Origin of the sequence: Streptomyces sp. NBC_01525 (assembly GCF_045040405.1) — a bacterium.
In the GTDB taxonomy this organism is placed as follows: domain Bacteria; phylum Actinomycetota; class Actinomycetes; order Streptomycetales; family Streptomycetaceae; genus Streptomyces; species Streptomyces benahoarensis.
On record NZ_CP109397.1, the window covers coordinates 3,798,106 to 3,811,538 of the forward strand.

A 13,433-nucleotide genomic window follows, 5' to 3' on the forward strand; every position below is an offset into this window, starting at 1 on the left:
GGACGTGGGGGACGCGGCGCTCGCTTCCATGGCGGCGGGAGCGGTGGTGTGGTGGGCCTGCACCATCGGGTGGCCGACGGCCGCCCGGCGGTGGGAGTGGCGGCGGCGGGCCCGGTCGCTGGCCGCGGCAGCCGGAACGGACGCTTCGGCAGGGGCTACCCGTAAGCGCCTTGGGGGTGCGTGGCCGCCACCGGGGCGCGTGCGGGGGACCGGCGCCACATGGTGGAGCGAGGCGGGGCGGGGCCCGTCGTGGCCGGGCGCCGGGCAGGAGATCTGGTGCCTGCCCGCCGGACTGCTGCTCGGAGTGATGGGCGGTTCGGTGTTGCCGGTGCTCGCCTCCCTGGGGGCGCTGGTGGTGGTCCGCCGGATCCTGGCGGCGCGGCGGGCGGCGCGGGCGCGGGACCGGCGCGCGGCAGCGGTGATCACGCTCTGCGCGACCGTCGCGAACGAGCTGCGCGCCGGACGCCAGCCGAACCGTGCGCTGCTCTCCGTCGGCGCACCGGAGCTGGGTGACGCGGGCTCGGCGATCCTGGCCGCCGCGCGGTACGGAGGCGATGTGCCCCGGGCATTCCGGGCCGCCGCGGCCCTCCCGGGCGCCGACGGGCTGAACGGCGTCGCAGCGTGCTGGCGGGTCGCGGTCGAGGGCGGCGCCGGACTGGCCGCCGGATTGGAACGCATCGCCGCGGCGCTCCGGGCCGCGCGGGATCAACGGGAAGAGTTGAACGCCCAGTTGGCGGGCCCGCGTGCCACGGCACTGATGCTCGCGCTGCTCCCCGCCTGTGGACTGCTGATGGGCACGGCCCTCGGCGCCGATCCCCTACGGGTCCTGCTGCACACCCCGTTCGGTTGGGGCTGCCTGGTGGTCGGCGGCCTTCTGGAGTGGGCCGGGGTCGCCTGGACGGCCCGGATCGTCGCCGGGGCGCTGCCGCCCACCGTGGCGCGGCGGGGGAGCGGACGGCGGGGCGTGGAGTCGGGCGGTCGGGCTGCCGAGCGGGCTGCCGAGCGGGCTGCCGGGCGGTCCGGCGGGCGAAGGCCCGGTGCCCGGTATGGCCTGCCGCCGGAAGGTGCGGCGATGTCGGCGCAGCGTACGGAAGGGGTCCCGGCGTGAGCGTAGAAGTTGTCCACAGGGTGTGGATGGTTGCGGCGGTGACACTTACGGTCCTTGCCGGGGAGTGGTTGTGGGACCGGTTCCGGCACACGCGCCGGAGGCGGATCGTACGCAGACGGGCGGGCGCTCTGGGGCACCGGCTCTCCGAAGGGCGGGGTCCCGAGGGGCGCGGTCGCCGGTGGGCGCCGGGGGCCGGGCGGCTCCGGGAGTGGCTGGGGCCGTTGGGCGTGGCGTGCTTCGCGCTTCTGATCGTCGACGGGGTGCCCGGCGCCGTGGCGGGTGTCGTCGCCGGGTACGCCGCCCACCGCTGGCGGCTGCGGCAACGCGCCACGGACGCCCACCGGTTGACGCGGGACGCGGTGCGGGCCGAGCTGGCCCCGGCGGGCGACCTGCTGGCCGCGTGCCTCGCGGCGGGCGCGGGACCGCGCGAGGCGGCGGAGGCGGTCGGCCGCTCGCTGGACGGCGCGGTCGGGGAGCGGCTGCGCCGCCTCGCGGCCGAGCTGCGCCTGGGCGGCGAACCGGCGGCCGTATGGCGGCGGTTGGCGGAACTCCCCGGCGCCGAGGGGCTGGCGCGGTGCATGGCGCGCGCCGGGATATCCGGGGCGCCCGCCGTGGACACGGTCTCCCGGCTCGCCGCCGAACTGCGATCGGAAGCGGCCCGGGCCACGGCCGCACGGGCCCGTCGGGCGGGCGTCCTGGTGACGCTGCCGCTGGCCGCGTGCTTCCTCCCGGCGTTCCTGACGCTCGGGGTGGTGCCGGTGCTGATCGGGCTCGCCGGGGGGCTGTTGGGGCACCGGTGATGTTCCGGGGAGGGACGTGTGTCCGGCGGGGTGGGGGCGCGTTCCTCGGACCGATGCGCAGATGCGCGGATTCCCCCTTCACCAATTCCCGTCGGCAATCCATCAATGTGCCCCATCAACAACTGACTTCTTCAACAACTGATGTCTTCATCAACTGACTTCTTCATCAAGGTACGGACGTAAGGAGAGCGGAGATGTTGCGACGGTGGCGTGCGGCGGTGCGCAGGGGACGCGATCGGGGGATGACCACGGCCGAGTACGCGGTGGGGACCTTGGCCGCGTGTGCGCTGGCCGCGGTGCTCTACAAGGTGGTGACCAGCGCGGCGGTACAGACGGCGCTTCGGTCGCTGATCGAGAGGGCGCTCGATGTGCAGTTCTGAGGCACGCCGGGACACACGGCGACGCGCGCCGAGAGGAACGCGACGCCCGGCGAACGGGTCCCGAGCAGCGGCGAACGGACGACGTACGAACGGCCGCCACCGGGCGGCCTGGGGAGAACGGGGACGGGGATGGACACGGCGAGCGAACGGCATCGGGCGGTCGGGGCACGGCACACGGCCGCCGCGAAGGAAGGGCGCGGACGCGTCCGGGCCGGATGGTCACGCCTCCGCCCCCGCGGCCGGCACGCCAAAGGGCGTCGCCCGGCGGGCGCAGGAGCCGGGGCGGGACGGCCTCCCCGGCACCGGCGCGGCTGCCCGTGGCCGTACGGCCCCCGGGGGCGCGAGCGTTGGGAGGGCTGGGTGCCGGTCGGCGGGTGGTGCGCGGGGTGAGGTCAGCGAGGGGGACGCGGACAGTACGGCAGGGGTCTCCTCCGGGCAGGCGGCCCGCTCCGGTAGGGCCCAGGAAGCGCCGCACCAGGCGTTCCGCCCCAGGCGCCCTCCGGGCGGCGACGCAGGTTTCGTCACGGCGGAGGCCGCATTGGTCATGCCGGTGCTGGTGGCCGTCGTGGCGGCGCTCATCTGGGGGCTGATGGCGGCCTGTGCCCGTATCGAGTGTGTGGACGCCGCGCGGGCCGGAGCTCGGGCCGTGGCCCGGTCGGAGCCGCACGGTGCGGTGCTCCGGGCGGCCCGCGGCGCGGCGCCGTCGGGTGCGCGCGTCGTGGTCTCCCGCGAAGGCGATCTGGTGCGGGTACGGGTCGCGGCGGAGCTGCCGGGGATCGGGCGCCTGACGGTACGTGTCGACGGAGAGGCGGTGGCCCTTGCGGAGGACACGGTGTGATGACCGGGGGTCGGCCACGGTGTGGACGGTCTTCGCCGCGGCCGCGCTGTGCGCGGTGTTCGTCGCCCTGCTCGCCCTGGGCCAGGCCGTCGTGGCCCGGCACCGGGCGGGCGGCGCCGCGGACCTGGCGGCCCTGGCCGCGGCCGACCGGGCCGCGCGGGGACCGGCGATGGCCTGCGCCGAGGCCCGGCGGGTGGCGACGGCACAACACGCGCGCCTGGTGCGCTGCGCGCTGAACGCCGCCATCGCCGATGTGTCGGCCGAGGCGGGGGAGGCCCCCTTCACGGCCCGGGTCCGCTCCCGGGCGGGGCCGCCTGAGGCCGGGCCACCCACAGTCGACCCGCCCGAGGCCGGCCCGCCCGAGGCCGGGCCGTCCACCGCGGGCGGCAGCGGCCTCACCAGGACACGCGTCGGCCCCCGCAAGGACGGAATGCGGGCCCTACCCGGCCCCCTCCGGGGCCCCGCGCAGCAGCTCCGTCAGCAGCCGGATCGCCCCGCGTTTGTGCAGTGGCTCGTTGCCGTTGCCGCATTTGGGGGACTGGATGCAGGACGGGCAGCCGGCCTCGCATTCGCAGGCGGCGATGGCGTCGCGGGTGGCCGTGAGCCAGTCGGTGGCCGTGTGGAAGGCGCGTTCGGCGAAGCCGGCGCCGCCGGGGTGGCCGTCGTGGACGAAGACCGTGGGAAGGAGGGTGTCGGGATGCAGCGGTACGGAGACGCCGCCGATGTCCCAGCGGTCGCAGGTCGCGAAGAGCGGCAGCAGACCGATCGAGGCGTGCTCGGCGGCGTGCAGCGCGCCCCCGAGCTGTTCGGGGTTGACGCGGGCGGCGTCGAGCTGGTCCTCGGTCACCGTCCACCACACCGCGCGGGTTCGCAGCGTCCGCGGCGGCAGGTCCAGCTTGCTTTCGCCCAGGACCTCGCCGGTGACGAGCTTGCGCCGCAGGAAGGAGACCACCTGATTGGTGACCTCGACCGAACCGAAGCACAACCTGCCCGCGCCCCAGGGCACTTCCATCTCCGTTTCGAGGACGGAGATGGCGGTGGTGTCCCGGGCGGTCGTGGAGTACGGCGGATTGGCCTCCGAGACGAGCGCGACGTCGTCCGCCAGGTCGAAGTGCTCGACGACGTACGTACGGCCCTGATGGAGGTGGACGGCGCCGTCGTGGACCGTCGTATGGGCCGCGGCCGCGTCCACCGTGCCGAGCAGCCGCCCCGTACCGGTCTCGACGATCTGCACCGGCGCACCGCCCTGCCCGCGGATGTCGGTCAGATCGCAGGCCCGCTCGCGGCGCGTCCAGTGCCAGGCCCGGGCGCGCCGCCGCAACAGGTTCGCCGCCTCCAGCTGCGGCATCAGAGTGGCCGCCGTGGGCCCGAAGAGCGCGAAATCCGCCTCGGTGAGCGGGATTTCCGCCGCGGCGGCGCACAGATGCGGGGTGAGGACGTACGGGTTGTCGGGGTCCAGCACCGTCGACTCGACCGGCTGGTCGAACAGCGCCTCGGGATGGTGGACGAGATAGGTGTCCAGCGGATCGTCACGGGCCACCAGCACCGCCAGCGCCCCCTGCCCCGAACGCCCGGCCCGGCCCGCCTGCTGCCACAGGGACGCGCGGGTGCCGGGATAGCCCGCGATCAGCACGGCGTCCAGACCGGAGACGTCCACGCCCAGCTCCAGCGCGGTGGTGGCGGCGAGCCCGAGCAGTTCGCCGCCGTGCAGCGCCCGCTCCAGGGCGCGCCGCTCCTCGGGCAGATATCCACCGCGGTACGCCGCGATCCGGGCGGGCAGCGCGCGGTCCACCTCGGCGAGCCGCTCCTGCGCGATCAGCGCGATCAGCTCGGCGCCCCGCCGGGACCGTACGAAGGCGACGGTGCGGACGCCCTGGACCGCGAGGTCGGTGAGGAGGTCGGCTGTCTCGGCGGTGGCGGTGCGGCGGACGGGCGCGCCCTGCTCGCCGTGGAGTTCGGTCAGCGGCGGCTCCCACAGCGCGAAGACCACCTCGCCGCGCGGCGAGGAATCGTCCGTGATCTCCACCACGGGCAGGCCGGTGAGCCGACCCGCGGCCTCGGCGGGCTCGGCGGCGGTCGCGGACGCGAGCAGGAAGACCGGCTCGGAGCCGTAGCGGGCGCACAGCCGCCGCAGCCGCCGGATGACCTGGGCGACGTGCGAGCCGAACACCCCGCGGTAGGTGTGGCACTCGTCGATGACGACATAGCGCAGCGCGCGCAGGAAGGAGGCCCAGCGCGGGTGCCCGGGGAGGACGCCGCGGTGCAGCATGTCCGGGTTGGTGAGCACATAGTTCGCGTACTGGCGCACCCACTCGCGCTCCTCCACCGGGGTGTCGCCGTCGTAGACCGCCGGGCGGATCGCGTCGCCGAGCGGGGCGGCCAGCTCCCGCACGGCGCGCCGCTGATCGGCCGCGAGCGCCTTCGTGGGGGCGAGATAGAGCGCCGTGGCGCCGCGCCCGCCCACCGGCGGCGCCCCGCGTTCGCGTGGCAGCCGTCCGGTAGCGGTGGGTCGGGCGCCGTCCAGGAGGGTGGACAGCACGGGAGTCAGATACGCGAGCGACTTGCCCGAGGCGGTGCCGGTCGCGATGACGACGGAGGTGCCGTTCAGTGCCTGCTCGGCGGTGATGGCCTGGTGGGTCCACGGGCGTTCGATTCCGGCGTCCCGGAGGGCGGCGATCACTTCCGGCCTGATCCGTGCCGGCCAGTCGGCATGGCTGCCCGGACGCGGGGGCAGGTGCTCCGTATGAGTGATGCGTGCAGCGCGGGTCGCACCCCTGGCGAGACGGTCGAGAATGATGCCGGGGGAAGGGTTTGCGCCCGCATCCGTCGGGAGTCGATTGGAGGCCATCGGCACCGAGTCTGTCACCGGTGTGACGGACAATGCTGAAAGGGCGTCGTGCACGCCTGCTGGTAAGTGATTGAATGCCATCGCGGCTGCCGATCCGTCCCCTACCTTCGGTGGGGAGGCCCCAGGTGGGGCGACCGCTCGATAGCAAGGTGCTGGAGGATCCGTGGACCTGTCCCTGTCGACCCGGACCGTTGGCGACCGTACGGTCGTCGAGGTCGGTGGCGAGATTGATGTATACACCGCGCCCAAGCTGCGCGAGCAGCTGGTCGAGCTTGTGAACGACGGCAGCTACCACCTTGTGGTGGACATGGAGCGTGTCGACTTCCTGGACTCCACCGGGCTCGGTGTGCTGGTGGGTGGGCTCAAGCGTGTGCGTGCCCACGAGGGCTCGCTGCGCCTGGTCTGCAACCAGGAGCGCATTCTCAAGATCTTCCGTATCACCGGACTGACCAAGGTGTTCCCGATTCACACCTCGGTCGACGAGGCCGTCGCAGCGACCGACTGACGGCTCCGCGGTGCCCGCGCGCAGGCGCGGGTGAGGAAGAAGTGTGGGGGGTACCGGGCGAAGCCGTCCGGCCCCCTGCGTTGCCCGTCCGCAAATCGAGGGGGATGGCATGGCCACCGTCGAACTCCGTTTCAGTGCCCTGCCCGAGCACGTCCGGACCGCGCGTCTGGTCGCGGCCGCGGTGGCGAGGCGCGCCGGGGTGGACGACGCCGTGCTGGACGAGGTGCGGCTCGCCGTCGGAGAGGCATGCAGCCGGGCCGTCGGCCTGCATCTGGCGCACGGCATCGACGCGCCCGTCCACGTCGCCCTGATCGAGGACGAGAAGAAGTTCGCGATCGAGGTCGGCGACGACGTGCCGAGCGGCCCCGGGGAGCACGCGTCCGACGACGGCTCCGAGGCGGACGGCGAGGACGAGATGGGCCTCGCGGTCATCAGCGGACTGGTCGACGACGTCGAGGTCACCTCGGGCGCGAACGGCGGGCTCATCCGCATGAGCTGGCCGACTGCTGCGGCCACGGCCGCTCCGTAGCGTTTCCCGGCCGGGCTCCTCAGGGGGCTTCCGGCCCTCCTTGTCGGACTCCTCAGCTTCCGGCCTCTTGCCGGGCTCCTCGGATTCCGGCCCGCCCAGGGCTTGTCGTGGCGAACCGGCTCGCGTCCTGTCGTACCTCCCGCGCCGCCCTGGCGCCCGCTCCCTCCCGCGCCCTGTCGTGCTTTCCGCGCCGCCGCGCCGGCCGCGCCGCTCCGGCGCACGCCCCTCCCGCGTCTCCAGGCCCCGGCGCGGCCCCCTGTCACGCTCCCGGACGCGCCGACATCCCGATCCAGCCGCAATCTGACGTAACGTCAACCCGGCTTTTCCGTAAGCGATCACGCCGTATCGGCGACCGGAGAAACGTTCCTTACGGCTGCGACGGCGGGTGCGTAATGGGCGTCGGAGGCAGGAGTGGCGTCTTTGAGCAGCGGCGATCAGTAGGAAACTGGGATCATCGTTCAGCGGTCAGCTGAATAGTCGCTTTCCATCGTCCGGGCTAAATTTGCCGGGCGCTGCCCTTTTGATCTTCCCGGCTGCGGCCGAATTCCGTTTCCGGCGCCCTGTTTTGATGACGTGCAGCTCCCTACAATCCGTCCACATCTTGCTCAGTTCGCCTGAGCGTGCTCGCGCGCGCCCATGTGCCAAACGTCAAGGAGGACGAATGGCGGGGCCATACACCCCTCAGTCGCTGAACTCCCCCTCCCTTCTCGCCGGGCCGTCGCTGACGGCGGGCAACCGCGGGATCGTGCTGGTGGTCGCCGTCATCGCGCTGGCGGCGCTGGCCGTCGCCGCGGTGCTGGTACGTCAGGTGCTCGCCGCCGGCGAGGGAACCGACAGTATGAAGAAGATCGCCGCCGCGGTGCAGGAAGGCGCGAAAGCGTACCTGGCACGGCAGTTGCGCACCCTCGGCGTATTCGCCGTGGTGGTCTTCTTCCTGCTCATGCTGTTGCCCGCGGACAATTGGACGCAGCGGGCGGGCCGCAGTGCGTTTTTCTTGATCGGCGCCGGATTCTCGGCGGCCACCGGCTATATCGGCATGTGGCTCGCCGTACGCAGCAATGTGCGGGTGGCGGCCGCGGCCCGGGAAGCCACTCCGGCCGAGGGCGGGAACGACGGGATCGGGAAAAAGGATCTTACGGCGGTCTCGCACAAGGCCATGAAGATCGCTTTCCGCACGGGCGGCGTCGTCGGCATGTTCACCGTCGGCCTCGGCCTGCTCGGCGCGTCCTGCGTGGTGCTGGTCTACGCGGTCGACGCGCCCAAGGTGCTGGAGGGCTTCGGCCTGGGCGCCGCGCTGATCGCGATGTTCATGCGGGTCGGCGGCGGCATCTTCACCAAGGCCGCCGACGTCGGCGCGGACCTCGTCGGCAAGGTCGAACAGGGCATCCCGGAGGACGACCCGCGCAACGCCGCGACCATCGCCGACAACGTGGGTGACAACGTCGGTGACTGCGCCGGAATGGCCGCCGACCTCTTCGAGTCGTACGCCGTGACGCTGGTCGCCGCGCTCATTCTCGGCATGGCGGCCTTCGGCGACGCCGGGCTCGCCTTCCCGCTGCTGGTGCCCGCGATCGGCGTCGTCACCGCGATGATCGGGATCTTCGTCGTGGCGCCGCGCCGCGCCGACCGCAGCGGGATGACCGCCATCAACCGCGGCTTCTTCATCTCCGCGACGATCTCGCTGGTCCTGGTGGCGGCCGCGGCGTTCACCTACCTGCCGTCGACGTACCAGGGGCTGGCGGGCGTCACCGACCCGGAAATCCTGGGCCGGGGCGGTGATCCGCGGATCCTCGCGCTGATCGCCGTCGCCATCGGCATCGTGCTCGCCGCGCTGATCCAGCAGCTCACCGGCTACTTCACCGAGACCGGACGGCGGCCCGTCCAGGACATCGGCAAGACCTCGCTGACCGGTCCCGCGACCGTCGTGCTGTCCGGTATCGCCATCGGCCTGGAGTCGGCGGTCTACTCGGCGGTGCTGATCGGCCTTGCCGTCTACGGGGCGTTCCTGCTCGGCGGCGCCTCCATCATGCTGGCGCTGTTCGCCGTGGCGCTGGCCGGTACGGGGCTGCTCACCACCGTCGGCGTCATCGTCGCCATGGACACGTTCGGGCCGGTCTCGGACAACGCGCAGGGCATCGCCGAGATGTCCGGCGATGTCACCGGCGACGGTGCGCAGGTCCTCACCGACCTCGACGCCGTCGGCAACACCACCAAGGCGATCACCAAGGGCATCGCCATCGCGACGGCGGTGCTGGCCGCGGCTGCGCTGTTCGGTTCGTACCGCGACGCCCTCGCGACGGCGAAACAGGCCGTCGGCAAGGCGGCGAGCGGGATGGGGCTGAGTCTGGACATCTCGCAGCCGAACAACCTGGTCGGGCTGATCCTCGGCGCCTCCGTGGTCTTCCTCTTCTCCGGACTGGCCATCAACGCGGTGTCCCGGTCGGCCGGTGCGGTCGTCTTCGAGGTGCGGCGGCAGTTCCGCGAGCACCCGGGGATCATGGACTACACCGAACAGCCCGAGTACGGACGGGTCGTCGACATCTGCACCAAGGACGCGCTGCGCGAACTGGCCACCCCGGGGCTGCTCGCCGTGCTCACCCCGATCGCGGTCGGCTTCGCCCTCGGCGTCGGCGCGCTCGGCTCGTTCCTCGCCGGTGCGATCGGTACGGGCACGCTGATGGCGGTGTTCCTGTCGAACTCCGGCGGCGCCTGGGACAACGCCAAGAAGCTCGTCGAGGACGGGCACTTCGGCGGCAAGGGCAGCGAGGCGCATGAGGCGACGATCATCGGCGACACCGTGGGCGACCCCTTCAAGGACACCGCGGGACCGGCGATCAACCCGCTGCTGAAGGTGATGAACCTGGTGTCGCTGCTGATCGCCCCGGCGATCGTGAAGTTCAGCTTCGGCGCCGACAAGAACACCGGGGTGCGCATCGGCGCCGCCGTGCTCGCCCTGCTGATCATCGTCGGCGCGGTGTACCTCTCCAAGCGCCGCGGTATCGCCGTGGGTGACGAAGACAACTCCCAGCAGACCGCGAAGACCGCCGAGACCGCGAAGGCGGTCGCCGCGTCCTGAGGGGAAAGCGTCTTTGACGGCGTGACAGACGGGTGGCGGGTGCCCAGGGTGGGCGGCCGCCACCCGTCGTCGTGCGAGTGCGGAAGACCTCACCTTCCTTGGTGCAAATGGCTTCATTGCGGTACGTAGCGGATGGCCCACTCGTGGGCCAGGCCCTTTGGCCGTGTATGTTCCGGGGCCGAGAGCCATGGAAGGGACCGATCCGGTGAACAAGAAGCTTGTGGCCGCGCTGTCCGGCGGTGCGGCACTGATGCTCGCGCTGACCGGGTGCAGCGACGACAGCAGCAAGAAGCTCGACGACTGGGCCAAGACGTTCTGCGACCCCGCACAGGCACAGTTCAAGAAGATCCAGGACGCCAACGCCGCGATGCAGACGGCCGATGACGGCACCACGGACTCCAAGAAGGTCCAGCAGACCGACTCGGCTGCCTTCCAGAAGATCTCCGACGCCTACGCGTCCCTCGCCTCCTCCCTGAGCAAGGCGGGCCCCCCGCCGAGCGAGAACGGCGAGGCGGCCCAGAAGGACGCGGTCAAGGAGCTGAACGCCCTCTCCAAGGGGTACGCCGACCTCAAGAAGCAGGTCGACGGCCTCAACACCGGCGACAAGCTGAAGTTCGCCGACGGTCTGCGGGACCTCTCCAACGGCATCAACAAGCTCAACAAGCAGAGCGAGGCCGCCTTCAAGAAGCTGGAGTCCGGCGACGTCGGCAAGGCGATGGCCGGTCAGAAGGGCTGCCAGAGCCAGAGCGCGCCCGCGTCGCCCTCGGGTGGGGCGTCCAAGAAGTCGTAGCGGCGGGCCGCGCCGCCCTCCCCGGGGGCCGCGCCCCGTACGGGGGTGGTGCCGTCCGGCCCGTATCCCGTATCCCGGAACCGGTCCACGGCTCGGTGCCGCGCCCGTGAGGCGCGCGGTGCCGGGCCGTCGCCGATTGTCAGTGGCGGGGTCGACAATGGACGGCGTGAGTACGCACCTTCCCACCACAGATGTCCGCGACCCCGCCAGCCGCGCCCGTACCGACCGGATGCGCGACGCCCTGCTCGCCGCCGACTTCACCGCCGACGGCCTGCTGGAGCTGCTCGGTGCGCCCGCCTACGCTGCGCTGGCCCGCAGCGAGACGGTGCCCGCGCTGCGCGCCACCCGGGGCGACTCCCCGCTGGAGACGCTGGTGTGGCTCTTCCTCCTCCAGCGCCCGGTGGAGCGCGCCCGCGCCGAGGCCGCGCTGCCGGTGGGGGACTGCCTCGCCGACGGCTGGCTCGTCCAGGACGGCGATGAGCTGCGCGCCCAGGTGGACGTGCGGCCGTACGGCGGTCCCGAGGGGCAGGACTGGTGGGTCGTCTCCGATCTGGGCTGCGCGGTCGGCGGCGCGGGCGGCATCCGCGGCGCCGGGCAGGTGGACCGCTCCGAGCTGGTGCTGGGCGTCGGCGGCGCGTCCACGACGCTCGCCGGGATCACCGTCTCCACGCCCGTGGGCCGGGCGCTCGACCTCGGCACGGGCTCCGGCATCCAGGCGCTGCACGCCTCCCGGCACGCCACCCACGTCACGGCGACGGACCTCAACCCCCGGGCGCTGCGGATCGCCTCCCTGACGCTGGCGCTCTCCGGGGCGTCCCCCGCCGAGCTGCGCGAGGGCTCGCTCTTCGAGCCGGTGGGCGAGGAGAGGTACGACCTCATCGTGTCCAACCCGCCGTTCGTGATCTCGCCGGGCGCCCGGCTGACGTACCGCGACGGCGGGATGGGCGGCGACGACCTGTGCCGCACCCTGGTGCAGCAGGCCGCCGCGCATCTGAACGACGGCGGGTACTGCCAGCTGCTGGCCAACTGGCAGCACGTCGAGGGTGAGGAGTGGACGGACCGGCTGCGCTCGTGGGTGCCGCGGGGCTGCGACGCCTGGGTGGTCCAGCGCGAGGTGCAGGACATCACCCAGTACGCCGAGCTGTGGCTGCGGGACGGCGGCGATCACCGGACGTCTCCCGAGGAGTACGCCGCGCGGTACGACGCCTGGCTGGACGAGTTCGAGGCGCGCGGCACCCGGTCCGTCGGCTTCGGCTGGATCACGCTGCGCAAGTCCGGCGCGGACGACCCGTCAATCACCGTCGAGGAGTGGCCGCACCCGGTGGAGCAGCCGCTGGGCGAGGCCGTCGTCGGGCATTTCGCGCGCCAGGACTATCTGCGCCGGACGGACGACGCGGCGCTGCTGGCCGGGCACTTCCGGCTCGCCGGAGAGGTGGTCCAGGAACAGGTCGGGCTGCCGGGCGCGGAGGACCCGGAGCATGTGGTGCTGCGGCAGAACCGCGGGATGCGCCGCGCCACCAAGGTGGACACGGTCGGCGCCGGGTTCGCCGGGGTCTGTGACGGCTCGCTCCCGGCGGGCCGGATCCTGGACGCCATCGCCCAACTCGTCGGCGAGGACCCGGTGTTGCTGCGGGACCGGACGCCGGAGGCGATCCGGATGCTGGTGGAGCAGGGGTTCCTGGAGCCGGTGGGGACGGAGGGCTGAGCGCGGGCCGGGGCTGACCGGCCTCGGGGCGCGGAGGGGGCCGCTCGGTGCGCGTACGGCGTGGTGCGCGTACGGGGGGCGCGGACGGCGGAGGCGAGGCGCGCCCGGCGCCGGAGGCGGCTCCGCCGTGGGCGCGCCCGGCATCGCCGCTCCGTGGCCCGGCATCGCCGCTCCGTGGCCCGGCGCCCGGCTCAGGGGCCGGATCCGGCCATATCGGAAGAGACGCCGAATTCGGGAGGTGGCGGCGGAACCCGGGGGCCGTTCCCGACCCTCACTCGGGATGAGGACGGGCGGGGGCGCCGGGCAGGCGACGGGCCTCCGCTGTGCGTCCGGTCGTCAGATCCATCAGCCCAGCCAGTGAGGACTGTCATGAACCGAGCACTCCGTTTGACCGCCGTCAGCGTGATCACCGCTTCCCTGCTCGTCGGGGGAGGGGCCGCCGCGTTCGCCGCGCCCGCCCAGCTGCACTCGCCCGCCCCCGTCTCGGCGACGGCACCGGCCACGGCGTCGCTCACCGCCAAGGCGAACGTCTCCGCCGTGCGGGCGTGGGAGGAGTTCCGCATCGCGGGCACCTCCCACGACCTCGCGGCGGGCACCAAGGTCACCGTCCAGCAGAAGCAGGGCACCCGCTGGGTCTCGCTCCCCGCGCAGACCCCGGTGAGCGCCACCGGCGCCTACTCGGTGCGCGTGAAGCTCGGCATCAAGGGCGTGAACCACCTGCGGGTGGCCGTGGACAAGACCGTCTCGCCCGAGGTCATGGTCACGGTGCGCTGACGTCTGCCGTACGGCGCCGTCGCCGCGGAGGGCCGCCCATCGGGTGAAGCCCTGCGCGGTGACGGCCGGTGCATCCGGTC

10 protein-coding genes and 2 pseudogenes are annotated in these 13,433 nt (G+C 73.0%); 11 read left to right on the plus strand and 1 reads right to left on the minus strand.

Features of this window, described 5'->3' with window-relative positions:
* Nucleotides 1-28: 28 nt before the first annotated feature.
* From OG422_RS17055 to OG422_RS17075, 5 genes and pseudogenes are all read left to right on the plus strand, one after another.
* Nucleotides 29-922: pseudogene (locus tag OG422_RS17055) on the plus strand (type II secretion system F family protein); the annotation flags it as partial.
* Between the two features lie 413 nt (nucleotides 923-1,335).
* The gene (locus OG422_RS17060; protein WP_405743589.1) at nucleotides 1,336-1,908 is read left to right on the plus strand and encodes a type II secretion system F family protein; all 573 of its coding nucleotides are present in this window, start codon (nucleotides 1,336-1,338) and stop codon (nucleotides 1,906-1,908) included.
* A gap of 194 nt (nucleotides 1,909-2,102) precedes the next feature.
* Entirely contained in the window at nucleotides 2,103-2,288 is a 186-nt protein-coding gene (locus OG422_RS17065; RefSeq protein ID WP_143939727.1) for a DUF4244 domain-containing protein, read from the plus strand.
* Nucleotides 2,289-2,832: 544 nt separating this feature from the next.
* Complete coding sequence (locus OG422_RS17070; protein WP_251076388.1) at nucleotides 2,833-3,126, plus strand: TadE family type IV pilus minor pilin; 294 nt, start codon at nucleotides 2,833-2,835, stop codon at nucleotides 3,124-3,126.
* Between the two features lie 55 nt (nucleotides 3,127-3,181).
* A pseudogene (locus tag OG422_RS17075) lies at nucleotides 3,182-3,379 on the plus strand (Rv3654c family TadE-like protein); the annotation flags it as partial.
* A gap of 186 nt (nucleotides 3,380-3,565) precedes the next feature.
* Here the strand turns inward: OG422_RS17075 and OG422_RS17080 are convergent.
* Nucleotides 3,566-6,055, minus strand: a complete 2,490-nt coding sequence (locus OG422_RS17080; RefSeq protein ID WP_405743590.1) for a DEAD/DEAH box helicase — start codon at nucleotides 6,053-6,055, stop codon at nucleotides 3,566-3,568.
* Between the two features lie 82 nt (nucleotides 6,056-6,137).
* Between OG422_RS17080 and bldG the strand changes: the two genes are divergently transcribed.
* The 6 genes from bldG to OG422_RS17110 all read left to right on the plus strand — a co-directional run bounded on the left by bldG (nucleotide 6,138) and on the right by OG422_RS17110 (nucleotide 13,353).
* A complete protein-coding gene (gene bldG / locus OG422_RS17085) occupies nucleotides 6,138-6,479 on the plus strand; it encodes an anti-sigma factor antagonist BldG (protein WP_004571875.1) in 342 nt (113 codons plus the stop codon).
* Nucleotides 6,480-6,588: 109 nt separating this feature from the next.
* The gene (locus OG422_RS17090) at nucleotides 6,589-7,008 is read left to right on the plus strand and encodes an ATP-binding protein (protein WP_405743591.1); all 420 of its coding nucleotides are present in this window, start codon (nucleotides 6,589-6,591) and stop codon (nucleotides 7,006-7,008) included.
* A gap of 661 nt (nucleotides 7,009-7,669) precedes the next feature.
* Nucleotides 7,670-10,084, plus strand: a complete 2,415-nt coding sequence (locus OG422_RS17095) for a sodium-translocating pyrophosphatase (protein ID WP_405743592.1) — start codon at nucleotides 7,670-7,672, stop codon at nucleotides 10,082-10,084.
* 205 nt (nucleotides 10,085-10,289) lie between these two features.
* Nucleotides 10,290-10,874 carry a small secreted protein gene (locus OG422_RS17100; protein ID WP_143939722.1) on the plus strand — a complete coding sequence of 195 codons (585 nt, stop codon included), beginning with the start codon at nucleotides 10,290-10,292 and terminating at the stop codon, nucleotides 10,872-10,874.
* 166 nt (nucleotides 10,875-11,040) lie between these two features.
* Nucleotides 11,041-12,579 carry a methyltransferase gene (locus OG422_RS17105; protein WP_405743593.1) on the plus strand — a complete coding sequence of 513 codons (1,539 nt, stop codon included), beginning with the start codon at nucleotides 11,041-11,043 and terminating at the stop codon, nucleotides 12,577-12,579.
* A gap of 369 nt (nucleotides 12,580-12,948) precedes the next feature.
* Complete coding sequence (locus OG422_RS17110) at nucleotides 12,949-13,353, plus strand: hypothetical protein (protein ID WP_405743594.1); 405 nt, start codon at nucleotides 12,949-12,951, stop codon at nucleotides 13,351-13,353.
* Nucleotides 13,354-13,433: the final 80 nt, after the last annotated feature.